Here is a 25041-nt window from a genome sequence, read left to right as displayed (position 1 = left end):
TCTCGCTGCGATCAGGCCGCGGTCCTGCAGTCCTGCAGACCTGATGCTCAGACAGGCGGCCCCATTCATGACAGTTCCCACCGGGCTGCGGTCTTCCCGCCCCGGCGTGCCGCCTGACGTCCGCATCGAAATGCGGAATGATCCTTAGAACGGACCGTAGTTGATAGCCGTGGCGACCATCAGGAATATAGCGCCGATACCGATCCAGATCAGCATCAGCGGCCAGATGAATTTCACCCATTTTTCATAGGGGATACGCGCAGCCGCCAGATACGTCATCAGGACGGAAGACGTGGGGATGATGGAATTGCTGAAACCGTCGCCGAACTGGAAGGCCAGTACCGCCGTCTGACGCGTTACCCCCACGATGTCAGCCAGCGGGATCATGATCGGCATAACGGTGGCCGCCTGACCCGTGGACGAGGGAATGAAGAAATTGATGACGATCTGGATCGCATACATGCCCAGTGCCGCGATCGCCGTGGGCAGAGCCATTACCGCGTTGCCCAGTCCATGGATGATGGAATCCAGGATCATGCCGTCTTCCATGATGATGAGAATCGCCTTGGCGAAACCGGTGACCAGCGCTCCAAACGCCAGCGATTTTGAACCTTCGACAAACGCTTCAGCCATGCGGCTGGGTCCCATGCGGCCGATGAAGCCGCTGATGATGCCGATCGCCACGAACACGCCCGCCATCTCATCGATATACCAATCCCAGTTGAATACGCCGTACACCATGATCAGGATGCCGCCGCAGAGCACCAGCAGGATCAGCTTGTCCCTGCCCCCTGCGCCTTCCAGCGTCTCCACGCTGAGATCCCTTCTGTCCGTCTCGCAGAGACAGTCTCTCACGATGGACAATTCCGGATTGTTCTTGATCTTCTTGGCGTAACGCATAATGTAACCGACCGTCACAACAAACAAAACGACAAATACGATCAGCCGCAGCTCGATTCCGGAAAAAATCGGCAGCTGGGCGATGGATTGGGCGATGCTGGTGGAGAAGGGATTCATAAATCCGGCGTTAAAGCCCACCGCGGCGCCCAGGGCAATGGTGGCAAGTCCTGTGATGGCATCGTAACCCATGGCGTGGGCCAGTGCCACCCCCAGAGGCGCGAAGATCACGATCTCATCAGAGACGCCGAAGGTCGCGCCGCCCAGCGCAAAAATGAACGCGAAGATCGGAATAAACCACCTGCCCATGAGCTTATTCTTCGCCACGCTGTCGACTCCCCTGTGGATCGCTCCGGTGGCGTACAGGATCTCCATAGATCCTCCGATGATAAATACGAAAAAGATCACGTCCGCCACGCCCTGCATGCCCGCCGTGATCGAGGTCAGCACCTGCATCAGCGATACCGGCTGATTCTCTACATACGTAAAGCTCTGCGGATCTACCAGTTCGCGCTCGGTAACCTCGTCCATATACGTGCCGTACTCCCCGGCGGGGATCACATACGTCATGATCGCCATGAAGATCACAAAGGCCATGATGATGACATACGTATGCGGAACCTTCCACTGTCGCTTTGTCAATTTGTTGTCCATTTCTTTCCTCCTGTTAATAAAGCAGATTAGTCCGATGATATCATATGGAAGCATAAATCATGCCAAGTCAAAAACATTGAGATTTCAACGTTTCATTTTTTTGTTTCCATTCATTTTATCATATTGATAAGCACAGAAAAGGATTTTATATCAATTTGATAGACGTTTTCCCAATGTTTCGGCGAATTTCGACAAACCGCGGCTGTTATTCAGGATTTTAACCGATAAAACTCCTCCTCTTTATCATTTTGATAATCTCGTCCCCTTTGCTTTTTATCAAAATGGCAGGAGATGCAAACAGGACCTTCTGCGGAATAAAGCTCTGCAGAAGGTCCCCTCCACGGTCATAGTGTTTATTTGATCATATCCCAATTGATCGTTGCCCGATCGTCATACAGGCCGTTATACGGACTGTCATACTGATCGTTATACAGATGGTTATACAGATGGTTATTCAGATCGTTATTCGGATCAGTCACATGCAAGGCCTCGCAGGATGGCTCTGTAGGTACTTTGCCGCGGCCGCAGCCGCACAGAGCCCAGGCCCAGGATGACTGCCGCTTTTCCGGAAACAGGCCGGCTGGCGGCATGGGCTGAACTGGCGGGCAGATCGCTTGCGCAGCGTGGACTCAGTCTGGATGTTGGGACGTTCGGCGATGATACGAGCCCGCTGGCGGCTCTCCCGACGGCATGGGCTGAACTGGCGGACGGATCCCTTGCGCCGACATGGACGCGCTGTCCGGTCTCCCGGCGTCGGCGTAGGCGAAAACAGCAAAAAAAATTGGAAATCACCCAAATACACGCGATTATTAGCGATAATCCCACCATATTTACTGCAAAATATGCAAAATCTCAAAAAAAAATTAACTATCGCCTATTTGGAAGCTCTTTTTCGGTGAAACAGAAAAAAATATCTAGTAATTGCTCATTACGCCGTAAATCAACAGCCCTCGGAGACCGACGCTCCTCCGCCAGAGATCCGCAGCCCCGGAGACCGACATCCCTCCGCTGGAGACCATCAGCCGACCACAAGATCACAATCCGCCGGGACCCAACATCCAACCGCAAGCCCCAATCCATCGGAAGCCCACTACTTACCGGGAGAGGGGGGCCAGACCCCACAGCCGCCCCCGGACCGCAGCGAATGGCGGACAAACTCGCTGCAAGTGCAAAACCGCGGAGCCGGAGACCTGCTGCAGAACAGTCTGTGAAAAACGGCGTAAAAAAATCAGCGCCCCTTCCGGCGCTTTCAAGCCGGAAAGGACGCTCTATGCAGTTTGCCGTCACGGATCTATGTATATAAATCAGATCGCTTATTTATGGCGCCGCCCTTAAGCCCCAGCCCCTAAGACCTTGACCTTACAGCCTTGACCTTACAGCCTTGACCTTACAGCCTTGACCTTACAACCATGACCTTACCGCTTTGACCCCATAACAAGTTCACAACCTTCACTGCATTCCCGCTCCCGTCGACCCGGAACCGCCTTCCCCTACTTCTTCACGATCAGGTTCAGCAGATTGAGGATCCGGTCCTCGCTCCAGAAGTCGTTGCCGTACAGAAACAGCTGATCCCGCTTTTTCATGGCGATCCGTTCCGGCCGTTCCGTATTGTCGTAGAGATAGAAGACGTTGGAAAGCCAGAATACTTCCGGTACCAGCTCCATGCAGCGGTGATACCGTTGGACGATTTTTCGCTTTTCCACATTGTGTCCGCCGCTCTCCACTCTTACCGCCACCCGCATGATGTTGACCTGCGGATCGTCCGTCAGCACGTAAACGCAGCGAATGAAATATCCTCTCTTTTTTGCCCGCTCCAGCATCTCGATCTTTCTGTGCGTGGACAGAACCGTTTCAAATGAAAAATCACGCTTTTCGTCTATGGCTGCAAAGCGCAGTCTGTCCGCCTCTTCCGCCGCTTCCAGATCGGTACAGCCCTTCTCCCTTTTAATATCATCGGCGTTGATATAGGGCTGTAATATCCGGGCCTGTATGGTAATGCTGCTCTTGCCTGACCCATTGGGCCCGGCAAAGACGATGATCTCCGGTTTTTTACTCATAGACGCGTCTTCCGTCCGGGTACTCCATATACGCCCTGCGCCGTTCCCGGTCATAGTGGGCGGTGGGGAATCCCGCTCTCACATTTTCCTGTATACGCACTTCTACCGCCCTCTGCAGCATCTCGTCCAGCATATCGTCAGGCACGCCGCAGAAGTCGTCCGCGCAGCTTTTTATCCTCATCCGGAACCCGCCGCCCGGGCGGCCGTATTTCAGGGGATGCACCCTCCCTCTGAACGCCTGCATTTTTTTCTCCGGCAGTCCTCGCCTGCGCACCGCCGCCACGATGCCCCGCGGCCTGCCGTTCTCCGATCCCGGCGGCAGCTCAGAACGCTTTATTGTGTAAATCCTGGGTTCCCGACGGTTCCCGGGTTCTCTCCTGTCTCCCATATGTCCCTTCCTGCCTTTCTTTTTTCCTATGTAAAGTATACCACAAAACCCGTGACTCTAAAACAAATTCCTGTCGGCGCCTTCCCGGCTCCGGGCCGCAGCATCCCCCGAACCGGAACCACAGGATGAAAACAGGATGAAAACAGGACGAAAGCAGGAGGGAAACAGGACGGTAGCAGGACGAAAACAGGGCGAGGGCGAATACAGGGCGAATACAAGACAAAAGCAGGACAAAAGCAGGACAAAAGCAGGACAAGAGCAGGACAAGAGCAGGACAAAAGCAGGACAAGAGCAGCACAGAAAAAGAAAAAGCCGGGCAAACGCCTCCGTCCCTGTCTTCCTGCCTTCCAGCAGAAAGAAACGGACGGCCTTTGTCCGGCTGTTATTCAATTGTTCGTTTCTGTTTTCAGAGCGCCGCTCTGGTCAGCCCTCTCATCCCGAACCGGTCAGTTCTCCTGAAATGCCTCGTAGATCGCCCGGATCGCCTTTTCGAAGTCCTTGTTGTGGACGCCGACGATGATATTCATCTCGCTGGAACCCTGATCGATCATGCGGATATTGACCTCCGCTTCCGCCAGCGCGCCGAACAATCTGGCCGACACGCCGGTGCGGCGGGCCATTCCCCAGCCCACGGTGGCGATCAGCGCGATATCGTCGCTGACCTCGATGCTGTCAGGATTCATTCTGCGCTCGATCTCCTCCAGCAGCTCCGGCAGCCGATCGCCCAGCTCCTTGTTGGAGATGACGATGGACAGCGTATCGATGCCGCTGGGAAGATGTTCGAACTTGATGCCCAGATCCTCGAAGATGCCCAGGGTCCGGCGGACAAACCCCCGCTCGGAGCTCATCATGTTCTTGTAAAGAGCAACGACCGTGAAGCCCTTGCTTCCCGCGATGCCGGTGATGATCCTGCCGTCCTTGGGGCTCGCCTCGGAGACGATGGTGGTTCCCGGGTGCTGCGGATCGTTGGTATTTCTGATATTGATGGGAATATCCACCGTGCGCACCGGATAGATGGCGTCCTCGTGGAGCACGCTGGCGCCCATGTAGGACAGCTCTCTCAGTTCCTGATAGGAGATCGTTTCGATCGGTTCCGGGTTGTTGACGATGCGGGGATCGGCCACCAGAAAGCCCGGCACGTCCGTCCAGTTCTCGTAGACGTCCGCTCTCACGGCCTTGGCCACCAGAGACCCTGTAATATCGGAGCCTCCTCTGGAGAAGGTCTTCACCTTTCCGTCGGGCGTGGTCCCGTAAAAGCCTGGGAGCACAGCGTTTTCATGCTTTTCCAGCTCTTCTCTCAGAGCCTTGTCCGTTTCTTCATCCATGAGTCTGCCCTTCTCGTCGAACCGTACCAGTCCGGCCGTGTCTACAAAATCAAAACCCAGATAGCTGGCCGTCAGCAGCGCGTTCAGATACTCGCCTCGGCTGGCTATGTAGTCCGGGCCCGCTCCCTCATCCAGATTCTTTCTGATCGTGTCAAATTCGCTGTCCAGGTCCACTTTCACGCCCAGATTCAGTTCCATGGCGCGGAATCTGTCGCAGATCACCTGAAACACCTGATCGTAAGGCACATTGTGTTCGATATGGGTCCTGCACAGATAAAGCAGGTCTGTCATCTTATTGTCGCCGTCGAACCGCTTTCCCGGCGCAGATACCACCACGTACCTGCGCGCAGGATCATGGTCGACGATTTTCTTTACCTTTGCCAGCTGAATGGCGTCTGCTACAGAGCTTCCTCCAAACTTTGCTACTTTTAAGCTCATTATTTTCCTCCTGCGAAGCGCTGACGCTTCTCCTTCAATCCACATTTGTCGATAATTCTGATCGGTCTTCCGCCGGCAGACTCCTGCAGACGGAAGACAAGCGCGGGAAACGGCCTGCTCTGCGGCCATTTCCTGTACCGCACAATACATCTTATCCCCAGGGATAAAAATTGGTGCATCCGCGGACGAACTGCCGGCGCGTTTATCCGCGGATTTCCTACATTCCTTCCGCTCTCCCTACGCCAATCTCGCTGAGACCCGGCTGATTTTATTTCCGAAGCCTACAGTCCTGCGTCTTTCTTCAGCAGTTCCGCCTTGTCCGTTCTCTCCCAGGGCAGGTCAAGATCCGTTCTCCCAAAGTGACCGTACGCCGCTACCTGTCTGTAGATCGGCCGTCTCAAGTCCAGATCGCGGATGATAGCCGCCGGCCGCAGGTCGAAATGCTTTTCCACCAGTTCCGCCAGCTTTTCGTCCGATACCTTTCCGGTTCCGTGGCTGTCCACCAGAACGGAAACCGGCTTCGCCACGCCGATGGCATAGGCCAGCTCGATCTCACACTGGTCGGCCAATCCGGCGGCCACGATGTTCTTGGCCGCGTAGCGGGCCGCGTAAGCCGCGGAGCGGTCCACTTTTGTGGGATCCTTCCCCGAGAAGGCGCCGCCGCCGTGTCTGGCGAACCCGCCGTAAGTGTCTACGATGATCTTTCTGCCGGTCAGCCCGGAATCTCCGTGGGGACCGCCCACCACAAAACGTCCGGTGGGATTTACGTAGTACTTTGTATTATCGTCCAGCAGTTCCGCAGGCACGATAGGCTTGATCACCTTTTCGATCATATCTTTGCGGATCTGTTCCTGGGTCGCTTCCGGGTCGTGCTGAGTGGAGACGACCACAGTGTCCACCCGGACCACTTTGTCCCCGTCGTATTCTACGGTGACCTGCGTCTTTCCGTCCGGTCTCAGATAGGGGACCTCGCCGGATTTTCTCACGTCGGACAACCGCTTCGCCATCTTCTGCGCCAGCGATATAGGCATGGGCATCAGCTCCGGCGTATCGTTGCAGGCATAGCCGAACATCAGTCCCTGATCTCCCGCTCCTATGGTGTCGATATTGTCGGAAAGGATACCTTCCTTATATTCCAGCGCTTTATTAACGCCCATGGCAATGTCGCCGGACTGCTCGTCGATAGCCGTCATCACCGCGCAGGTCCTGCCGTCATAGCCGTACTCTCCCTTTGTATATCCGATCTCACAGATCACATCCCGGATCGTCTTGGGAATATCTACGTAACAGTTGGTGCTTATCTCACCCACTACCAGCGCCAGACCGGTGGTAACAGTGGTCTCAGCCGCCACGCGTCCCTGGGGGTCTTTTTCCATGATCGCGTCCAGGATCGCATCAGAGATCTGGTCGCACATCTTATCCGGATGTCCTTCGGTGACGGACTCGGATGTAAATAATCTTCTCGCCATTTTAAATCCTCCTTTACACCAGCGCTCCGCCGGACGGGAGCTCTTTCCCGCGGTCGTTTCCTTCCGCAGGACCTCCCTCCGCCGAAGCGGCAGGCTTCCTCATACTGGTCCGCCTTATCGCGTTATCTGCCGGTCTCCCGGCCTCGTTAAAAAGTCTCTTGAAATTCTTTCAGCTCGCTCACTTTCACGAGGCAAACCGTTTCTCTTCCGTCCGCGCCGTTCTTCGGTACGTTCTTCCGATTAAAAAACCTCTTCTCACGAAAGAAGAGGTTTTTTGGGTTTACACGCAATTCCTCATCTTTCAGGTTTTCACCTGTAGGACTTAGCACCTTTTCTACCTGACGCTCGCGCGCCACGCACCTAGGTTGCCGGGCTTCACAGGGCCTATTCCCTCAGCCGCTCTTGATAAGGCAAAACTATTTTGTTTTCAACGATGCTTATTATATACCACCGCTATGGAAAGGTCAAACGCTTTCCATATAAATAATACAAAAATCACGGCCGACCGCGCAGTCGAATCTGTTCCGTACAAAAAGGACGATTTGTGTATTTTCCAGAAGGACACCTGTTCCCCTTCCGCCGGCATCCGGCGGCAGACGCGTCCTTCCGGCGCTCTCAAAGGATCTCCGGATCCGCCATAAATCCGGGCAATTCCGCCCAGTTCTCGATATACACGTCCGCCAGGGCCAACAATTCTTCCCTCTGATCTTCGGAGGAGGCGTCCCGGATCACAGCCAGGGGGATCCCTTCTCCTTTGACGGTCTGCGCCGCAAACAGCGCGTCTTCAAAGACCCAGGTAGACTCTTTGTCCGTTCCCAGATAATCCAGCGCTGTGAGAAAAATGTCGGGCCGGTCCTTTCCCGTCTCCAGTTCCGTACAGGTAAAGACCTTTTCAAAGTACGCAAGCGCGCCGGTCCGGGACAGAGCCGCTTCCGCCAGATAGCGGTCCGTGGCTGTGGCCACGCACATCCGCACCCCCGCCGTTTTCCACCGTTCAAGCATCTCCAGCACGCCCGGCTTCAGCTGCGCTTCCTCTCTGTAAAAATGTTCGATGCTGGAATTAACCGCTTCCATGATCTCCTCTTCCGTCTGGTCCACGTCGTAATGAGCGGTCAGGTACTCCGCCGCCTGACGCAGGCTCAGCGGACGCAGGGCCTCCAGAAGATCCGGCCTGGGCTTTACGCCCCGGCTGAGAAGGTAATTGGCGCCCATATCATTCCAGATAGACATAGAATCCAGAAGCGTACCGTCCATGTCGAAGATCGCTCCCCTGAGTTCCTGAGAAAAATTTTGCATCTTGCCACATCCCCCTTGTACAATTCTTTCCCGATCATTTCCCGATCATTGCCGCGTCTTTTCCAGTCTTTACTGCGCTTTTGCCCCGCCGTTATCCCGCCTTTGCCCCATCCGAAAAGGGATCGGTCACGCCAGGCCGATGTCCAGCACCATCATGAGGACAAAGCCCAGCATCACGCCCACCGTTCCGCCGTGGGAGTGTTCGCCCAGGTGGGCCTGAGGGATCAGGTCCTCCACCACCACGTAGATCATGGCTCCCGCCGCAAAGGACAGCAGCAGCGGCATGGCGGTCACGATATGTTCTGCCATCAGGGCGCCGATGACGCCTGCGATGGGTTCCACGATGCCCGACAGCGCTCCGTAGACGAAGGACTTCATCTTCGAACAGCCTTCTTTTTTCAGGGGCAGAGAGATCGCCGCTCCCTCGGGAAAATTCTGAAGTCCCATGCCCAGAGCCAGAACCATGGCGGCGGCCAGGGATACATTCTGGTTTTCCATGCCTGCCAGCCCGAAAGACAGGCCCACGGCCAGACCCTCCGGGATATTGTGCAGCGTTACCGCCAGCACCAGAAGCGTGGTGCGGTTCCAGTCTGTCTTCACTCCCTCGCGCTCGTCGCCCTGAACGTGAAGATGAGGCAGCGTTTTGTCCAGAAGAAACAGAAACACGCCCCCCAGCAGAAAACCTCCCGCTGCGGTCAGCAGCTCGCTCTGGCCCTGCTGACGGGCGAAGTCCATTGCCGGCATTAAAAGGGACCACACGGATGCGGCCACCATCACGCCTGCGGCAAAGCCCAGAAACGCGCTCTCTATTTTACTCGATATGACGTCTTTTACGAAAAAGACGACGGCCGCTCCCAGCGCCGTCATAAAAAAGGTGAAACCGGTGCCTGTAAGCGCCAGTCCCACCGGATAAAAGTCTCCCATACTATGAAAATCCTTTCCGGCTTAAAGCTCTTGTTTTCTCATAGTATACCCGCCTGCGGCTATCTCAAAACAGACCGCGGAATTCCGCGGACCGTCAGCAGTTTTTCAGATACTCCACTTCCTTCGGCGTCAGCTTTCGGTACTGCCCTTCCTTCAGACGGCCCAGCTTCAGTTCGCCGATAGCCGTGCGCTGAAGCTCCACCACTTTGTTGCCCACAGCGGCGAACATCTTTCTCACCTGCCGGTTCTTACCCTCGCAGATACTGATCTCCACGATCGCGGAGCGATCCCCCTGCCTGAGCAGTGCGACCTGCGCCGGGGCCGTCACATATCCGCCGATATCCACGCCGGTCCTGAGTTTTTCCACCCTGCCGGGCGACAGAAATCCGCTGACCCGGGCCCGGTACGTCTTATAGACATTGTGCTTTGGATGGGTGAGACGGTAGGCCAGATTTCCGTCGTTGGTCATGATCAGCAGCCCCGATGTATTGCAGTCCAGCCGTCCAACGGGAAACACTCTCTGCTCCACATCGGCCATCAGCTCCATTACCGTGAGCCGTCCCTGCTCATCCTGGGCCGTGGTGATGTACCCCACCGGCTTGTTCAGCACGTAATAGACCGGCCTGGCGGCATTTTCCAGCGCCCGGCCGTTCACTTCGACCACGTCCTCCGGCTTCACATCGTATCCCATCTCCGTCATTACCACGCCGTTGATTTTTACTTTGCCCGCCGCTGTCAGCTCGTCCGCCTTTCTCCTGGAGGCCACGCCCGCCTGTGCGATGTATTTATTCAGTCTCATTTATTATCCTTCTTACTTTCCTTCCCGGGTCAGAGGCTTTCCTGAAATTTTCCCGCCGCCCGACATGATAACTTACGCTTTATTATACCCTGCCTCGCTCCGTTCCACAACTAAAAATGCTGCCGCCCGTCGTTTCCTGCAGGCGCGCCCTTTCAACTCCGCAGAGACGCGCGTTCTGTTGGTCTGACGGTCCGACCGCCAAAAAAAACTGGAACATTTTTGGTGTTTTCCCGTCTAATCTTTATCAGGCCCCGCGCAGCCCGGCCGCCGGTCTTTGCTCAGACCCGGCCGCCGCCGCGGCAGGCCGAAAAACACTTGGCTTTTTCCCGGCTTCTGCAGTGAAAAAGTCTGGCGAGGAGTATTGGATATGAGAAAAAAATTACTGACCGGTCTCTGCATTGCGCTGTGTCTTTTCACAGCTGCCTGCGGGGCCGCTGACCTGCCCTCCGATCAGGACGGATCCGGCGGCGTGCAGGACGACGGAAGCGAAGCGGAACAGAGCGCCTTTCGTCTGGAAATGACGGAGGACGTCTATCCTCTGACTATCGCGGAGATCCCTTACACCATCATCAACGAGACGGGAGAAACGCGGAAGGTAGTGCTGGTGCCGCTTCTGGAGCGGGAAGAAGACGGAGAATGGCGTTCCGTGGACTGCACGGGAATCTTCTGCGGAACTCCCGACTATGTGGATGAAAAGTTGAATTCTGTTCTCTCCACCGATTTTTACCCCGATCTGTCCGCCGGCAATTACCGTCTGACATTTCAGACGGAGGACTGGCCCGACGGCGAATCCATCTCCGATGAATTTGCGCTGAAATAAGCGCGGGAAAGGAATTCTCATGAGAATCTGTCACAGTGGGAAAAAACACCGGGATCACGACGGAAAACTCAACAGAAAACAGCGGTCTCTTTTTCTTCCGATCGCCGTCCTGCTCCTCCTTTGCCTGCTTCTGGCCGGCTGCGGCGCCGGCGGCGCCCCTTCCAGCGATTCCATCGCGGATACGGAAACTCATTACGGCGCCGGAATCAACGGGACGTCCGCCGAGTCGGCGCAAACGGATGAGTCCGGCGTCCCCTCCCGTCCGGAAGGCGCGGACGTAAAACTGATCCTGCGCGCCTCTCTCGTTCTGGAGACCACAGATTTTGAGCAGTCGGCAAAAAGTCTGAACCAGCTTGTAAGCGATTATGACGGCTACTTTGAAAACACAGAGGTGGATCTGGGCGCCTATGGCGCCGGATCCGGCCGCCGGGGTTATTATACTGTGCGGGTGCCCCGGGAACACTTTGATGCTTTTCTCAGTTCGGCGGAGAACGTCTGCCATCTCGTCAGCCGATCAGAATCCGCAGAGGACGTGGGAGCCCAATACCACGATACGGAACTGAGAGTTAAGACGCTGCGCACAAAGGAGGAACGTCTTCTGACGCTCATGGGCCAGGCCACGAAAATGGAAGACATCATCGCTCTGGAGGACTCCCTGACAGACGTGCAGTACGAGATCGAACAGTATACCACCCAGCTGAACCGCTACGACAGTCTGATCGGCTATTCCACCGTGAACATTACGCTGAGTCAGGTGGATCGCCTGAGCTCCGGCTCCGCCGGGCAGGTCTCCTTCTCCCAGAGACTGGGCGCCGCTTTCCGGGACGGATTCCTGAACGCGGGCGACGGTCTGGGCGCCGTTATCGTGCTGCTGGCCTACAACCTGGTGCCGATCCTCATCCTGGCCGCCGTGGTAGTCTCGATCCTCTGGTTTACCAAAAGACGGAAGATAAAGCGTTCACCCATGAGCGGGGGATCGCAGGACAGCGTGGACGTGCACCCCGGCAGGCCCGGCGAAACAGCGGACGGTAACGATCCGGCCGGTCTCCGGAAAAAATGATACGGCATAAGGACTTGGTCCTGGCATACTAATTCCAGAATAAACGCGGGGCGTAAAAAACGCCCCGCGTTGTGGTTGGATCGTCTGAACAGAAATTTAATCAGACCTGATTCACTCTTTAGGCTCATGGTCCTCTGACGGATAAGGATTTCCGCATTCTGTGCAGATTCTGTCATGTAATGAGAAAATTCCTCCGCACATTGGACAGGTATAAATGTTACGTTGATCTCTCATAAAGTGCGCAAGGCCGCGCTCCTTTACGAACAGACTATTGGCGATTAAACTTGCGTTATAACGCTGGACGTAGCTTTTTTCGAGGTTTTTTATCTGCTTACACGGGAATTGGCTGCATTCAAAACAGTACGAGACGCCTTTTTCATGAACGCAATCTTTTATTTTACATTTACGGCAGTGTTCCGGTCTGCCCGTTTCATCATTGGCCAGACACCCCGGACACGGTCTTCTTGTCTTCTTTGTAAAACAGTGTTTATAGCATACCTTGCAGTTCATACCGCATGGGGCAAACATGATCTCTTCGATCATTTCTGTCATTTTCATCCTTCGTTCCTCCTGTTTATCTCTATTATACAGGAAGAAAGATGACAACTGTATGTCATCTCTCTTCAATATTATATTAACACATCGGCATCTTCTGCAATTTCTGTTTTACCAATCCCTAAAAGGCCTCAAACATCTGGTCGTATCATGAAAAAAATTCCGCTGTACGCCGCAGCCTTTTTGATTGTAAACCTTTTTTAAAAATTAATTGACAATCACTTCTTCGTTCCCTATAATAAAACCATTATACCTACAACAATGGGCAGGAGGTTTCGCCATGACAGAAAAAAAAGCAATTACTATGAAAGACCACGTGCTTCGTGTTTTGGAGCAGCATCGGGGCCAGTATATCTCCGGCGCGAAGATCGCGGAGGCACTGTCTGTCACCAGAGCCTCTGTATGGAAAGCCATCGGCGAGCTGCGCAGCGATGGATACGAGATCGCCGCGGCCACCAACCGCGGATATTCTCTGGCGGAAACCAGCGATCTCCTGTCGCCTCAGGGGATCGCCGCCTTCCTGAAATGCAGGGATCCTCTTCCTGAGATCCACACTTACCCGGTCCTGGAATCCACCAATCTGACGGCAAAACAGATGGCCGTGGCGGGAGCGCCCCATCTGACCGTAGTGGCCGCCGCATCTCAGACCGCCGGCCGCGGCCGCATGGGACGCAGCTTTTTCTCACCGGAGGACGCCGGCGTATATTTCAGCGTCGTTCTTCGGCCCGACGCTATGGCGGCAGCAGCCCAGGGCTTTGTGAATCCTGTTCTCATCACCACCGCCGCTTCCGTGGCCGCGGCCAGAGCCATTCAGTCGCTGACCGGAAAGGATGTACAGATCAAGTGGGTAAACGACCTTTATCTCGACGGCAAAAAGATCTGCGGCATTCTCACGGAGGGAGTGAGCGATTTTGAGACGGGATCCATTGAATCCATGGTGGTCGGGATCGGGATCAACTGTTTTACGCCCCAGGGCGGCTTTCCGGGAGATGTGGCGGATAAGGCCGCCGCATTATACTCCTCCGTCCCGGAAAACACCGACTGCGGTCTTGGACGTTTCACAAAGAACCGCCTGATCGCCGCTGTCATAGACGAGCTGGCCGCCGTTCAGCGGGAGCTTCCGGACAGCCGGTTCATTCCGGAATACAGAAGGCGTTCTCTTGTTCTGGGCAGAGAGATCCGCTTCTACCCCGGCGGAATGCCCTCCGACATGCGGGAAGACGGCAGGATGGATCCGGAACAGCCCCGGAAGGACATGACGCAGACAGGCACGACGCACAAGGACAGTGCGCCGCAGCACCGATCCGCAGGCTTTGCGGGCCGCGCCGTTGACATCGACGATCAGGGCGGGCTCATTGTGGAGCTTCCCGATCACAGCCTGCGCACCCTGTCCACCGGCGAAATTTCTGTCCGGCTGGCTGACCAGACTTCAGCAAACTGATCCAATCTTAACTATTCTATATGAATATAGATGCATTATTGTATAAAGGAGTTGTTTCATGCACAACATTAAATTGAACCGAATGATCCAGGCCGCTCTTTTCGCGGCCCTGACCGCCGTATTTTCCCAGATCGCTTTTCCGCTTCCCTTTACGCCGGTGCCCGTCAATCTGGCCACCCTGGCCGTAATGCTTGCGGGCGGAATCCTTGGACTGCGTTTCGGATTGATCAGCCAGATCATCTACGTCTGCCTGGGCCTTGTGGGGCTGCCGGTCTTCGCGCAGTTTACCGGCGGGGCAGGCATCGTCATGGGACCCACCGGCGGCTACATAGCGGGATATCTTTTCACCGCAGCCCTGGCCGGACTGCTTTTTGACCGTCTGTCTTCCCCAAAACCGGGAACCGCAGTCTGCGCCGGAATCTACGCCGTATCGCTTTTGGCCTGCTATCTTCCCGGCACCATGTGGTTCATGGCGGTCACCGGCAGCCAGCTTCTCCCCTCTCTGATGATGTGCGTGGTCCCCTTTCTTCCCGGAGACGCGTTGAAGATCGCCGCCGCGTCGCTTCTGACCAGAAGGCTGCGCCCGGCTCTGCATTCTCTCTGATCAATTGATCTACAAAAAAATTCTCTGACCTCTCAACTTTTTGCAGCGCTTCCCCGTCAAAACTTATGTAAAGGGGGAACAAAGGATTTGTCGACAATGGAAAAACCCAATGAAATGATCTATAACGCGTTCATCGATTGTGTTCAGGAGAATCAGGACCGTTTTTACCGGCTGGCCTACAGCTACGTAAAAAATAAGGAATCCGCCCTGGATATCGTCCAGAACGCCATTTACAACGGCCTTCGGGCCATCCATACCCTCAACGAACCCAGCTATGTAAAGACCTGGTTTTACCGGATCCTTGTCAACGCCTGCATCGACGAGCTGAGAAAGACAAAGCGGCTGGTGCCTACCGATCCCCAGGAGCTTCCCGAGGGAGCCGTTTCGGAATCGGTCAGCCGCGAAGAGCTTCTCGATCTGCAGCGGGCGCTGGAATCTCTGGATCCGGAGTCCAAAACCATCGTTGTCCTCCGCTACTTTGAGGACATGAAATTGAGCGACATAGCCGACGTCATAGGAGCAAATCTCAGCACGGTCAAGACCAGACTTTACCGCGCGCTGGAAAAGTTGAAAGTAGAACTGGAAGGAGATGTTTTCAAGAATGAATAAAATGCAGGAACTGCGCCGTTTATACGAAAATACGGAGATTCCGCCGGAGCTCTCCCATATCGTGAACAGCGCCCTCCATCAAAATGAAAACGGGATCCTGAAAAACGTCAAATCAGAAGTCAGATCAGAGAATGAGAATCAGGGGGAACTGAAAATGAGCGTAATTAAAAATGAAGCAAACGATACTGGCCGCGCCTCTGCCGGAAAAGGACGCAGAAATCTTTACAGGAGCCTGACAGCAGCGGCTGCAGCGCTGGCTGTCATGGTGGGAGCCTTCGGCTATGGAGTATCTACCAACGAAGCCTTCGCGGACTCTGTCAGCGGCATGCCGCTTTTGGGAACGCTGGCCCGCGTATTCATCGGCGAACAGGTGGACGAATCTGACGACATCATCCACGTGGAGATGAAGCTGCCCAAGGTAGAGGGACTCACCGACAAAGCGGTGGAGGAACGCATCAACACCGAGATCCACGACAAAATGACCGCCATCGTGGAAGATGCAAAGCAGAGAGCGGCGGAAAACAAAAAAGCCTGGCTGGAGACCGGCGGCACGGAAGACGAATATATGCTCCGCGAAGTGATCGTTGACTACGAAGTCAAATCCATCTCCAACGATGTTTTGTCCTTCGTTGTTTCCAAGACAGAGACCAGCGGCAGCGCCTATTTCGAAATGTACTACTACAATATCGACCTGAACACAAACAAAGAGCTGACTCTCAAAGACATGCTGGGCGACGATTACATCGCGATCGCCAACAAACAGATCAGCGACGAGATCGCCGTGAGAAGCAAGAACCCCGATAACTTGTATTTCGATGGAAGCGAAGGCGTGGACGGCTTCAAGACCATTGCCGCAGACCAGAACTTCTACGTAAACGACGCCGGAAATCCGGTGGTAGTGTTCAACAAATACGAGATCGCTCCGGGATACATGGGCATTCAGGAATTCGAGATCACCAAATAAGCTCCGCCGGCAGGCGGAAAACCATCCAAGCAAGCATTCTTCAAGAGGGGTTTGCCGCAGAAATTCAGATCTGCGGCGAGCCCCTCCGTTTTTTTCCACAGCTTTTTCAGGCTGCATTTTGAGCGGCTGCATTTTGAGCGGCTGCATTTTGAGCGGCTGCATATTGGTCGGCTGCATCTCGTCAGTCGTATCTCGGTTGGCCGTCCCTCAGTCGCCAGGCGGCCTTATCCCAAAAGGAAAAGATATGTCCCACAGCGCTTTACTGCGGCCGCAACGTCACATTAACTTTCGACTCTTTTGCGGCAGGGCTGTCAGTTGGGAGCGCATCGGCCGGCGCGGGCATCCGCACTCGGCGCGACCATCAGGCGGCGCGTGAACTGGCTGAGGACGGGGACGGGCGGCGCACAGAGGATAGGTGAAAACAGCAAAAAAAAATGAATATCACCGAAATCCCCTCGGAAATCAGCGATATCCCCTCAATATCTGCCGCGAAATAGGTGAATATGAATGGTACCCCATGTCAAGGACAATATCAATTTTTGATTTCCCTATTTTATGGAATCAAGGTTTGGATAAACCTGCATGTTAGACAGTTGCTTTTTGTGTGCCCTGAATCATGGACAGCATGTTCAGGTGCTCTTTCTTTGATCGTTATCCTTTGCATTGTCCTTCGCAGGGAAGCTGGAACTGACGCCTGTTCCTTTTGTGCAAGGCTGTCCGACTGCACAGCCAGGCGTGCTGTTTCCTGGCTCCGCTTCCGCTCCCAATTCGCAAACCGGTTTGTGCGCAGCTGGCACAGCCGGTTTGTTGGGAATGTTTAATGGATACATTCCCGTCGTACAAAATTCATAGAACTCGGTTGGTGAAAGCTTTGCCAGATCCCACTGGTATCGCCGGTTGTTGTAATAATCCATGTATTCGTCCACCACCGCCTTTACGTCCTTCCATTCCTTGCACTCACCCAGTTTTTCCTTGATGTGATCCTTCATATGGCCAAAGAAGCTTTCCTGTGGCGCATTATCCCAGCAATTGCCCTTCCGCGACATCGAACGCCGCAGCTGCTTATCCGTCAGGAGGTTGATAAAGCAGTGGCTGGTATAATGGCACCCTTGATCACTATGAACGATCGTCTCGGCGGTGAGCGCGATGCCATGCCGATCAACAAGCTGTTTTACTGTCTCCAAAACGAAGTCCATTTCCAGCGATTCGCTCACTACGTACGACAGGATCTCTTTCGTAAAGGCATCCAGAATGGTCGACAGGTAAGCAAATGTCCCGTTGTAAGGCAGGTACGTGATATCCGTCAGCAGCACCGTCCTCGGTCCATAGCATTCAAATTCACGCCGGAGTAAGTTCTCCGCAACGTTGTCCGTCTTCAGCGCCCTGGCCATCCGCCGATAGGGATTCGCCTTCCTGATCGGACACGACAGGTTGTACTTGTTCATCAAGCGGCGGATCTTCTTCTGATTCATGACGACGGGTGGATCCTGATGCAGCAGCGCCATATGGATGCCGCGGGCCCCCTTGGTGTAGCCATGCATCTTGTAAGCGCCAAGAATCTGATCGAACGCTCTGCGATCCGCTGCCTCTCGCCGTTCCCGGATCGGAGCCGCTTTTACCCAGGCGTAATAGCCGCTTCTGGATACCCCTGCGATCCGGCACAGTTCTGACACACAAAGCGGGGGCTCTCCGACCGCGATCGTTTGATCGATCACTTCAAATACAAAGGAAGATTCATTCATTAGCAATGCACCTACTTCCTTGTATTCTTGATCGAGGTAATTTTTTTTAAAAACTCAACTTCCTGACGGAGGTACTGTACCTCATGCAGAAGGTCACGGATCGCCGCTTCGGGCGTATCCCCAATTAGGGGCAGTTCTCTCCTGCTCGTGGGACCTTCCCGGAACCCCTCCGGCCGCTTTGCTTCCTTGCGGATCATGGAAGAAATACCGCTGATCCGGCTCTCGCCCAGAATGCTCATCGGAAATCCATGCTCCTCAAGGATCTGCCGGGGCAGCTTCCCCTTTCTATATTCTTGATAAAAGAGTTCCTTGAATTCTTTCGTGAGATAGAGGGTGTTGGGTGTAACGTTGTAGGTATATGGGTTCTCTTGCAGCAGTTTTATCTGCTCTTCTGTGAACGGTATTTTGCTCATGACGACCTCCTGATGTCCCTAGCGTACCATACACAAAAGCGAATGTCTATTTTGCAGGATGCACCAAAACCCTAGCGGGCTGTGTGTCCATAATTGGGGTATCTAAAATCTGGTCGTGTCCACACTTATGGGTACAGTATAATACGCAGAAAAAAATTGATTCTCACCTATTTAACAGCTCTTCATCGGTGAAATCGAGAAAAAAATCTTGATTTCACCGATTTACCCTCAGGGCTTTCCACAAGATAAGCCCGAAGATCCGCCGGTCATTCCTGATCATCCTATTAAAGTCGTCGTTCTTCTTCCCATAATGGTCATTCTGGCCTTTCCTCCATATTTCTCATACGTGATCTTTAACATCTTCCGATAAAAGTGGATGGACCAAGGGAAAGGGAGCGGCACACATATCTCTTCCCGGCATATACTGATGTCAGGAAGGGAGGGGATGATATGCCTTTCATTATTCCTCTGGTTATCGGCTATGTAGTCGGCCAGACCGGCAGGTTTGGCTGTGACTGCGGCAGAAGCTGCTGCTGTCGCTGCTACCCCAGACGCCGCTGCTAGCTGTAAATAGATATAAAATGAAAATAGATTCGGGGCGCCGCAGTGATTGCGGCGCCTCTTTTAATGTTCATGCCAGCCGCGCACCCCTCCCGCTCTCCAAAAAGGAGAGATCAATATTTTCTTATCATATCGCTGCTGCCCGCTACGCCCGTGCTGTAGAGGAACAACACGTCCTGATCGGAAAACTCTACAAAGTTACCGATCCTCTCATAGCCCACAAAACGCAGGTCGATGAGCGTCACCTTCGCGTAACCCTCCGCCAGGAAGGGAGCGATACTGCTTCCGAAGGAATCGCGGAATACGATGAGTTCTCTGTCTGTGGCGGACCGCGGGTTCTCAATGGTGATCAGGGGAGAGTTCCCGGAGAGAAATACCTCGTAGGAATCGATGCTGCCCAATTTTGTTTCATTATATATGACCTGATCCTCCGGGCCGGCCTGAGTATCCATGTTTTCCACCGTCAGGCTGTCGATCACCGGATCTGAGAAATAGTTCAGCGTATCCGGCCGCAGGTTCAGCGCCGCCTGTCCGTAATACGCGCCATAAAACGGAGCGTAGGAATGCACCTGATACCCGGCCTGTTTCCATGCCTCGACACTGTTGCCCACGGACGCTGCGGGAAAGTCCACCTCGAAGAATGCGCCGATCCGCTCCAGAACTTGACCCAGTCCCTCCTGCTTCCAATGCAGATCCGTACGGAAATAATCATCTGCGGTGAGCGCCGGAAACAGATCGATATGGCTGAAAAACTCCGGGATCAGTTCGCTTCCCAGAAGTCCCGTCAGCTCGTAATGATCGTAATTTAAATACCCCGCGTCCTTGGCCGCATAAGCGCTTTTATCCGGTATGACTGCGAAGGCCGTGGTGCAGTCCTTCAGATACATCTCCGCGATCTCGTTCATCTTCCGGGCCAGACCAATTACGCTCTGTTCATTCATCGGATAATCCATCTTATATACCTGATCTCCGATCACGTAGATACCGCTGCTGTCCTTCTTTCGGAACAGTTTGAGATCCGCAGCTGCGGAAAGCCCCCGAAAGGCGTCGCGAAAAGCGAACTGGTCCAGCATCCAGGCCTCCGTCTTCTCCTGGGCCTCACCGGAAAAAAGAAATTCCCGATCAAAGGACGGGCGCTGGATTAGGGCGCGCCGCTCCGAATAGGACAAGGCCTGATCCGGTGTGGCGATGTTGATCAGAAACACCGCCGCCAGCGTGGTACAAAACACAGCAGTTACTATTTTTTCTCGCATTTACTCTCCTCTCTTGCGGATCCAGCTGCCTGAAGGCCGTGGACCATTTCCGCTAAAATCGGAAATACAAAAACGGATTGAAGGAAGAATCAACGATATACGCAGTGCAGAGCAGCAGCAGCGCTGTCAACACGACCGGCTCTCCCACCGCAAGAAGCACCTGTGCCGCCCGGCTTTTTCTCCCGGTTTTCGTCTGCAGTTTGGTATCTTCCTTCCCTTTGAGTTCCATGGTATCTTCCGGACCGCCCACAATCCTGCCGGCCGCAGTACCTTCCGTTCCATCCTCCGATCCCCCACGCGCCAGACGATCCAGCTTTCCGCAGATCAGCGCCAGAGCCGGAGTGGACGCGAAGACGGAGACCGCCAGCAAAACCGCGTAGCTTTTCAGGTAATAGACTCCATAATCGTTCCACAGGGGCAGGACCGCGGCGGGATTACCTGTGAGCGTACTTCCTATACCCAGCATTCCTTTGATCCGCACCGGGATCTGAGCCACATCCACCGAATCAAAGATCACGAAACTGACGACCAGCACCAGCAGCGTATAGATCCGATCTGTCACCGCCCATTTTCCCAGAAAGATCCGGAACACAAATTTTTCCAGACACAACAGCACGGCGAAGTATAGACCCCACAGGATAAAATTCCATCCGGCTCCGTGCCAGAAGCCGGTGAGGAACCAGACGACAAACACGTTGAAGATCCAACGCAGCCGGCCTTTCCTGTTGCCGCCCATAGGGATGTACACATAATCCCGGAACCAGCCGCCCAGCGTCATATGCCACCTCTTCCAGAATTCTGTCACGCTTCTGGCGGTGAAAGGATAACGAAAATTTTCCGGAAAGGTAAATCCCATCATGGCGCCCAGTCCGATGGCCATGTCGCTATAACCCGAAAAGTCGAAATAGATCTGCATCATAAAGCCCAGCGCTCCCAGCCAGTAGAGCAGCACCGACGGTTCGCCGGCAGTCCCTTCCGCCGCTGCCTCAGCCAGCTGACCCAGGGCGTTTGCAAGCAGAACTTTCTTTGAAAGTCCTACGGTAAACCGACGGACGCCCAGCGCGAAGCCGCCAAAGGACGCTTTCCTGTATTCCAGTTCCTCCGCCACGGTGCGGTAGCGCACGATCGGTCCCGCTACCAACTGTGGAAACATGGTGACATAAGCGGCGAAGTCAGACAGGCTTTTCTGCGCCGGCACTTCTCCCCGATACACATCGATGGTGTAGCTCATGGTCTGAAACGTGTAGAAGCTGATCCCCAGAGGCAGCGCCAGTCCCAGCGGTTCCAACCCGCTTCCCGTCAGCGAATTCACAGTATTGATAAAAAAATCCGAGTATTTGAAAAAGCTCAGAAGTCCGATATTGACGGCGATGGAGGATACCAGCGCCGCCCTGGCCGCCGGAGTGCCCGGTCTGCTCCCGATGAACCTGCCGTGCAGGTAGTCAGATACGGAAGACAACAGAAGGATCCATATATATACGGGCTCGCCCGCAAAGTAAAAGATCAGGCTGAACAACAGCAGAACCCCGTTTTTCAGCCGGGCCGGGACGACGAAATACGCCGCCAGAAACACCGGCAGGAAACAGTAAATAAAACTCACACTTGAAAACAGCACGGAATTCTCTCTCTTTCTCTTTCATTTTTTCGGGACAGCGAACGCCGGCCTTCCGGCCGGCGTCATCCTGTCCGGCCGATTCAATGCGTTCCGGCCGGAATCTCTCAATTCTTTCGGCTCGTTGCCTCAGCTCCGGCCGACGCCGTTCTCTCCGGCTGAACTGCTCATTCCTTTCGCAACTTTAGCTCCGGCCGGTCCCATTCTCTCCAACTGGAACTGCGCAGTCCGCGGCGCCATTCTCTCTGAACGCCGCTATTCTCTGCGCTCTGCGCCGCTCTGTCCCGTCGGCGCCGTTGGTTATGGACGGCTTATTTCCCCATGGCCGTGAAGGCATCCATGAAGCTCTGCGCGTCTTCATCCATTACCAGCAGGATATAGTTTCCCACATTTCCCACGAGGATATTCTCGTCTTCCACGCCTACGCACACCCACTTATAACCATTGACGTTTTCTTTGATCTTTTTCTTTATAGCCGCCAGATCGGCGCCGTCCTCTGCCTCCAGAAGAACGACGGAGTGTGCGATGGACGACATCATAGGTTCTGAGGCCAGAGCTTTTTTAAATTTAATGTCGCTGCTGCCCAGATAGTATTCGGCGTTGTCCGCGGTCACCTCTGTCTCGGATGTCTGCACATCGTAGCCTGTCTTGTCGTAAATATTTTTGATGATCTCGCTGAAACTGCCGCTGATCGCCGGCTTTGCGGACGTGTTTCCACTCTGGGAGCCACTGCCCCCGGAAGTATTTCCCTGCGTTCCGCCCGGTTTCGGCGCTCCCTGAGACGGTTTATCTGCGTCGCCGCTCCCGCCGGTCTGCGGTCCGCCGGATCCGCTGTCTGCATCGCCGCCGGCGTCTCCGTCCGGAGCGCCCACGTCCCCGTCAGCGGACTGATCTTCGTCTCCTCCGTTCCCGTCATCTTCTCCCTGCTCCACTCCCGGCTTCTGCCCGTTCTCAGGATCTTTCCCGTCTCCGGACCCGCAGGCCCCCAGACCAAACACCAGTGTAAACGCCAGCAGAGCGGCAAATAATCTCTTTTTCATTTTGTTCTCCTCTTTCCATTTCTCTATGATTTTCATTATTCGCACCAGCGCGTCCACCGCAGCATTTTGTCCACCGCAGTGTCTTATCCGCCGCAGCGCCTTACCACTGCGCGCCACGACCGCCACCGCGTGTCGCCTCCGCAGAACCCTGCGGGACGCCGCAGCGCAGGCGGCCGTATCACCAAGCCTCGCCCGCCTCAGCTTATTCGCCGCGGCGCGTCCGCCTCGCCTTATTCCCTGCGGCGCGTCCGCCGCAGCTTGCCCACACAGGCGTCCAACCGTACGGCGGCGACAAAAAAGGGCCGCGCTTTTCAGTGCGTACCCTTTTTTGACTACCTATCCCGGGATTTTGTTCCCGCGATATCCTCTTTTTACCCAAACAATTTTATCCAGCTCTTATACTTTCCCCTGACAAACAACCCGACCCCTGGGCGCGATCCCATCTGTCGCCCACCTGACAAGCCTTGATCTCAGTGATTTTCCGATCCTGCTCCGCTGTTTTCCCCGATCCGTTTCAGATAGTAGCTGCTCAGCTTTTCCGCCACTTCGTTCAAAAACAGGAGCGCTTCCGTTTTCAATGTATCGTTGGCATAAATCCCCTTTTGCGAATGATCCAAAGCGCTCTCCGTCAAAGCCGCCGCTTCTTTCAGATTCCCCTGTGCGGCCTCCTTCCTGGCGTTTCCCAGACAAGCCCGCGCCAGAATGGCGCAGAACTCGTCGGACAGTTCTTTTGGATAGCCCCGGCACAGCTCGATCGTCCTGGCGTATTCCCCTTTGCTCAGCAGGCCCTTCGCCCGCAGGAGCAGATCCAGCTCATCCTCCGGACTATCCACTACAAGCTGCTTCATCGGCACGTTCAGTACCTCGCAGAGGTACTCCAGCGTGCGGATCGAAGGAGTAGCCGTGCCGCCCTCGATCTGACTGAGCATGTTCCTCGTGATAAAATCGCCCACGACTTCGCTCTGCGTCATCTTTCTGGCCAGCCGCGCTTCCTTTATTCTCTTTCCTAATTCGGCAGCATCCATGACCTTCATCTCCAGCCTTTTTCATTTTTGTTTGAGTAAATCTGATTTACCTTTATTGTAGCAAAGGCTGGCGGCAATTGCAAGAACTTTTTCCTCTCTTTCCACGCACCCGTGCGTCTCCCAAAAATCCTTAAATTTCAAGACATGTCCCTTATAAAAAATAAAAAGTCATATTGACACCACATTTTTATTCGTCTATAATTTAGGTAAATAAAATTTACATTTCAAACATTTTCATCTCACATTCGACAGATTTCGATACAGTGTCATCACAGTACAGAAGGAGGGTTTACAATGATTGAATGGTGGAATAGTCTGGATACTCTTGTCAAGGTTCTGTACTGCGTTGCGGTTCCGTCCACGCTCATCCTGGTCATCCAGACCATTATGTCCATGCTGGGCGGTATGGACAGCGGCGCGGGAGTCGACGTCAGCGACACATCCGGACTGGATCTGAGCGGCATGGACTCGGGAGGCCTGGATGTCTCCGCGGCGTCCGGCGGCTTTGACGCCGGGCAGGTGGACGTCTCCTTTGACGGAGCTCCCGACATGGGAGAGATCGCCGACGCGACGGACATGGGCAATGTGCAGGGAGGCCAGCACTTTACCGACGGCGGCAACCCCGCCGATCTCTCCACGCTGAGACTGTTCACCCTTCAGGGCATCGTGGCCTTCATGACAGTCTTCGGCTGGTCCTCCATCGCCTCGATCACCTCGGGAGCCAATACTACGCTGAGCGTGGTGCTGGGCATCCTCTTCGGGCTGATCGCCATGTTTGCCATCGCCAAACTGGTTCAGGTCTCCCGCAAGCTGACGGAGAGCGGCAACGTGGATATCAAAAACGCCATCGGCGAGACGGGCAAAGTATACATTCCCATCCCGCCCAGAGGCAAAGGCGAAGGCAAGCTGACCGTCTATCTCCAGGGACGTTTTCTGGAATGCGAGGCGGTGACTGACGGCGACAACACCCTGCCCACGGGGGCGGCGGTGCGCATCGTAGATTTCCGAAACGGCGTTCTCGTCGCGGAGGAAGATAACTAATTTTATCCTTAAACCGTTGGCCCGCCCGGTTTCCGGCGTTTCGCCGCACATTGG

The 25041-nt window shown here is 54.6% G+C and carries 24 protein-coding genes and 1 riboswitch; of the genes, 8 read left to right on the top strand and 16 right to left on the bottom strand.

Annotation, left to right across the window (positions count from 1 at the left end):
- Nucleotides 1–144 precede the first annotated feature (144 nt).
- From E0E37_RS08785 to E0E37_RS08750, 9 genes are all read right to left on the bottom strand, one after another.
- The gene (locus E0E37_RS08785; RefSeq protein ID WP_130862658.1) at nt 145–1551 is read right to left on the bottom strand and encodes a YfcC family protein; all 1407 of its coding nucleotides are present in this window, start codon (nt 1549–1551) and stop codon (nt 145–147) included.
- A 353-nt stretch (nt 1552–1904) separates the two neighbouring features.
- Nucleotides 1905–2030 (bottom strand): hypothetical protein, encoded by a 126-nt coding sequence (locus E0E37_RS19000; RefSeq protein WP_281275519.1) that lies wholly within the window; start codon nt 2028–2030, stop codon nt 1905–1907.
- A 1011-nt stretch (nt 2031–3041) separates the two neighbouring features.
- Nucleotides 3042–3608 (bottom strand): zeta toxin family protein, encoded by a 567-nt coding sequence (locus tag E0E37_RS08780; RefSeq protein ID WP_130862657.1) that lies wholly within the window; start codon nt 3606–3608, stop codon nt 3042–3044.
- Nucleotides 3601–3996: a hypothetical protein gene (locus tag E0E37_RS08775; protein WP_130862656.1), complete on the bottom strand. Its 396-nt coding sequence runs from the start codon at nt 3994–3996 to the stop codon at nt 3601–3603. Before E0E37_RS08775 ends, E0E37_RS08780 begins: the two co-directional genes overlap by 8 nt.
- A gap of 446 nt (nt 3997–4442) precedes the next feature.
- Nucleotides 4443–5759 carry an aspartate kinase gene (locus E0E37_RS08770; RefSeq protein ID WP_130862655.1) on the bottom strand — a complete coding sequence of 439 codons (1317 nt, stop codon included), beginning with the start codon at nt 5757–5759 and terminating at the stop codon, nt 4443–4445.
- A 281-nt stretch (nt 5760–6040) separates the two neighbouring features.
- Nucleotides 6041–7228, bottom strand: coding sequence for a methionine adenosyltransferase (gene metK / locus E0E37_RS08765; RefSeq protein ID WP_130862654.1), 1188 nt, complete (start codon nt 7226–7228; stop codon nt 6041–6043).
- A gap of 291 nt (nt 7229–7519) precedes the next feature.
- A riboswitch (SAM riboswitch) is annotated at nt 7520–7640 on the bottom strand.
- 203 nt (nt 7641–7843) lie between these two features.
- Entirely contained in the window at nt 7844–8524 is a 681-nt protein-coding gene (locus E0E37_RS08760; protein ID WP_130862653.1) for an HAD family hydrolase, read from the bottom strand.
- Between the two features lie 126 nt (nt 8525–8650).
- Nucleotides 8651–9448: a ZIP family metal transporter gene (locus tag E0E37_RS08755; RefSeq protein WP_130862652.1), complete on the bottom strand. Its 798-nt coding sequence runs from the start codon at nt 9446–9448 to the stop codon at nt 8651–8653.
- Nucleotides 9449–9542: 94 nt separating this feature from the next.
- Nucleotides 9543–10247: a pseudouridine synthase gene (locus tag E0E37_RS08750; protein ID WP_130862651.1), complete on the bottom strand. Its 705-nt coding sequence runs from the start codon at nt 10245–10247 to the stop codon at nt 9543–9545.
- Nucleotides 10248–10614: 367 nt separating this feature from the next.
- Here E0E37_RS08750 and E0E37_RS08745 point away from each other — a divergent pair, with 367 nt between their 5' ends.
- Both E0E37_RS08745 and E0E37_RS08740 read left to right on the top strand, forming a co-directional pair.
- Nucleotides 10615–11067, top strand: coding sequence for a hypothetical protein (locus tag E0E37_RS08745; RefSeq protein ID WP_130862650.1), 453 nt, complete (start codon nt 10615–10617; stop codon nt 11065–11067).
- Nucleotides 11068–11086: 19 nt separating this feature from the next.
- Nucleotides 11087–12127, top strand: coding sequence for a DUF4349 domain-containing protein (locus E0E37_RS08740; protein WP_130862649.1), 1041 nt, complete (start codon nt 11087–11089; stop codon nt 12125–12127).
- 111 nt (nt 12128–12238) lie between these two features.
- Here E0E37_RS08740 and E0E37_RS19165 read toward each other — a convergent pair whose 3' ends face one another.
- Nucleotides 12239–12655, bottom strand: coding sequence for a DUF3795 domain-containing protein (locus tag E0E37_RS19165; RefSeq protein ID WP_334295420.1), 417 nt, complete (start codon nt 12653–12655; stop codon nt 12239–12241).
- A 307-nt stretch (nt 12656–12962) separates the two neighbouring features.
- Between E0E37_RS19165 and E0E37_RS08730 the strand changes: the two genes are divergently transcribed.
- From E0E37_RS08730 to E0E37_RS19245, 5 genes are all read left to right on the top strand, one after another.
- Nucleotides 12963–14123 (top strand): biotin--[acetyl-CoA-carboxylase] ligase, encoded by a 1161-nt coding sequence (locus E0E37_RS08730; RefSeq protein ID WP_130862647.1) that lies wholly within the window; start codon nt 12963–12965, stop codon nt 14121–14123.
- Between the two features lie 58 nt (nt 14124–14181).
- The gene (locus tag E0E37_RS08725) at nt 14182–14727 is read left to right on the top strand and encodes a biotin transporter BioY (protein ID WP_130862646.1); all 546 of its coding nucleotides are present in this window, start codon (nt 14182–14184) and stop codon (nt 14725–14727) included.
- A 96-nt stretch (nt 14728–14823) separates the two neighbouring features.
- Nucleotides 14824–15336, top strand: coding sequence for a sigma-70 family RNA polymerase sigma factor (locus E0E37_RS08720; protein ID WP_130862645.1), 513 nt, complete (start codon nt 14824–14826; stop codon nt 15334–15336).
- Nucleotides 15329–16300 (top strand): DUF3298 and DUF4163 domain-containing protein, encoded by a 972-nt coding sequence (locus tag E0E37_RS08715; RefSeq protein WP_165445291.1) that lies wholly within the window; start codon nt 15329–15331, stop codon nt 16298–16300. The genes E0E37_RS08720 and E0E37_RS08715 overlap by 8 nt, the downstream gene beginning before the upstream one ends.
- Nucleotides 16301–16370: 70 nt before the next feature.
- Nucleotides 16371–16676: a pentapeptide repeat-containing protein gene (locus E0E37_RS19245; RefSeq protein ID WP_130862863.1), complete on the top strand. Its 306-nt coding sequence runs from the start codon at nt 16371–16373 to the stop codon at nt 16674–16676.
- Nucleotides 16677–16929: 253 nt separating this feature from the next.
- Here E0E37_RS19245 and E0E37_RS08705 read toward each other — a convergent pair whose 3' ends face one another.
- The 6 genes from E0E37_RS08705 to E0E37_RS08680 form a co-directional block, all read right to left on the bottom strand.
- Nucleotides 16930–18042, bottom strand: coding sequence for an IS3 family transposase (locus E0E37_RS08705; RefSeq protein WP_246019685.1), 1113 nt, complete (start codon nt 18040–18042; stop codon nt 16930–16932).
- Nucleotides 18043–18053: 11 nt separating this feature from the next.
- Nucleotides 18054–18455: an HTH domain-containing protein gene (locus tag E0E37_RS08700; protein ID WP_130861771.1), complete on the bottom strand. Its 402-nt coding sequence runs from the start codon at nt 18453–18455 to the stop codon at nt 18054–18056.
- Between the two features lie 674 nt (nt 18456–19129).
- Nucleotides 19130–20269: a DHHW family protein gene (locus E0E37_RS08695; protein ID WP_130862642.1), complete on the bottom strand. Its 1140-nt coding sequence runs from the start codon at nt 20267–20269 to the stop codon at nt 19130–19132.
- Nucleotides 20270–20321: 52 nt separating this feature from the next.
- Nucleotides 20322–21884: an MBOAT family O-acyltransferase gene (locus E0E37_RS08690; RefSeq protein ID WP_130862641.1), complete on the bottom strand. Its 1563-nt coding sequence runs from the start codon at nt 21882–21884 to the stop codon at nt 20322–20324.
- 308 nt (nt 21885–22192) lie between these two features.
- Nucleotides 22193–22921 carry a hypothetical protein gene (locus tag E0E37_RS08685; RefSeq protein WP_130862640.1) on the bottom strand — a complete coding sequence of 243 codons (729 nt, stop codon included), beginning with the start codon at nt 22919–22921 and terminating at the stop codon, nt 22193–22195.
- 470 nt (nt 22922–23391) lie between these two features.
- Nucleotides 23392–23955, bottom strand: coding sequence for a helix-turn-helix domain-containing protein (locus E0E37_RS08680; protein WP_246019675.1), 564 nt, complete (start codon nt 23953–23955; stop codon nt 23392–23394).
- Nucleotides 23956–24240: 285 nt separating this feature from the next.
- Here E0E37_RS08680 and E0E37_RS08675 point away from each other — a divergent pair, with 285 nt between their 5' ends.
- Nucleotides 24241–24987 (top strand): NfeD family protein, encoded by a 747-nt coding sequence (locus tag E0E37_RS08675; RefSeq protein ID WP_130862639.1) that lies wholly within the window; start codon nt 24241–24243, stop codon nt 24985–24987.
- Nucleotides 24988–25041: the final 54 nt, after the last annotated feature.

Origin of the sequence: Bacilliculturomica massiliensis (assembly GCF_900605495.1) — a bacterium.
Taxonomy (GTDB): domain Bacteria; phylum Bacillota; class Clostridia; order Peptostreptococcales; family Anaerovoracaceae; genus Bacilliculturomica; species Bacilliculturomica massiliensis.
Note: the sequence above shows the minus strand (reverse complement) of the source record. Positions and strands in the feature narration are given on the sequence as shown.

What these genes read in the sequence shown, in the direction of transcription:
- E0E37_RS08785 (WP_130862658.1), bottom strand. Translation starts at nt 1,551, where the DNA reads ATGGACAACAAATTGACAAAGCGACAGTGGAAGGTTCCGCATACGTAT.
- E0E37_RS08780 (WP_130862657.1), bottom strand. Translation starts at nt 3,608, where the DNA reads ATGAGTAAAAAACCGGAGATCATCGTCTTTGCCGGGCCCAATGGGTCA.
- E0E37_RS08775 (WP_130862656.1), bottom strand. Translation starts at nt 3,996, where the DNA reads ATGGGAGACAGGAGAGAACCCGGGAACCGTCGGGAACCCAGGATTTAC.
- E0E37_RS08770 (WP_130862655.1), bottom strand. Translation starts at nt 5,759, where the DNA reads ATGAGCTTAAAAGTAGCAAAGTTTGGAGGAAGCTCTGTAGCAGACGCC.
- metK (WP_130862654.1), bottom strand. Translation starts at nt 7,228, where the DNA reads ATGGCGAGAAGATTATTTACATCCGAGTCCGTCACCGAAGGACATCCG.
- E0E37_RS08760 (WP_130862653.1), bottom strand. Translation starts at nt 8,524, where the DNA reads ATGCAAAATTTTTCTCAGGAACTCAGGGGAGCGATCTTCGACATGGAC.
- E0E37_RS08755 (WP_130862652.1), bottom strand. Translation starts at nt 9,448, where the DNA reads ATGGGAGACTTTTATCCGGTGGGACTGGCGCTTACAGGCACCGGTTTC.
- E0E37_RS08750 (WP_130862651.1), bottom strand. Translation starts at nt 10,247, where the DNA reads ATGAGACTGAATAAATACATCGCACAGGCGGGCGTGGCCTCCAGGAGA.
- E0E37_RS08745 (WP_130862650.1), top strand. Translation starts at nt 10,615, where the DNA reads ATGAGAAAAAAATTACTGACCGGTCTCTGCATTGCGCTGTGTCTTTTC.
- E0E37_RS08740 (WP_130862649.1), top strand. Translation starts at nt 11,087, where the DNA reads ATGAGAATCTGTCACAGTGGGAAAAAACACCGGGATCACGACGGAAAA.
- E0E37_RS19165 (WP_334295420.1), bottom strand. Translation starts at nt 12,655, where the DNA reads ATGTTTGCCCCATGCGGTATGAACTGCAAGGTATGCTATAAACACTGT.
- E0E37_RS08730 (WP_130862647.1), top strand. Translation starts at nt 12,963, where the DNA reads ATGACAGAAAAAAAAGCAATTACTATGAAAGACCACGTGCTTCGTGTT.
- E0E37_RS08725 (WP_130862646.1), top strand. Translation starts at nt 14,182, where the DNA reads ATGCACAACATTAAATTGAACCGAATGATCCAGGCCGCTCTTTTCGCG.
- E0E37_RS08720 (WP_130862645.1), top strand. Translation starts at nt 14,824, where the DNA reads ATGGAAAAACCCAATGAAATGATCTATAACGCGTTCATCGATTGTGTT.
- E0E37_RS08715 (WP_165445291.1), top strand. Translation starts at nt 15,329, where the DNA reads ATGAATAAAATGCAGGAACTGCGCCGTTTATACGAAAATACGGAGATT.
- E0E37_RS08705 (WP_246019685.1), bottom strand. Translation starts at nt 18,042, where the DNA reads ATGAATGAATCTTCCTTTGTATTTGAAGTGATCGATCAAACGATCGCG.
- E0E37_RS08700 (WP_130861771.1), bottom strand. Translation starts at nt 18,455, where the DNA reads ATGAGCAAAATACCGTTCACAGAAGAGCAGATAAAACTGCTGCAAGAG.
- E0E37_RS08695 (WP_130862642.1), bottom strand. Translation starts at nt 20,269, where the DNA reads ATGCGAGAAAAAATAGTAACTGCTGTGTTTTGTACCACGCTGGCGGCG.
- E0E37_RS08685 (WP_130862640.1), bottom strand. Translation starts at nt 22,921, where the DNA reads ATGAAAAAGAGATTATTTGCCGCTCTGCTGGCGTTTACACTGGTGTTT.
- E0E37_RS08680 (WP_246019675.1), bottom strand. Translation starts at nt 23,955, where the DNA reads ATGAAGGTCATGGATGCTGCCGAATTAGGAAAGAGAATAAAGGAAGCG.
- E0E37_RS08675 (WP_130862639.1), top strand. Translation starts at nt 24,241, where the DNA reads ATGATTGAATGGTGGAATAGTCTGGATACTCTTGTCAAGGTTCTGTAC.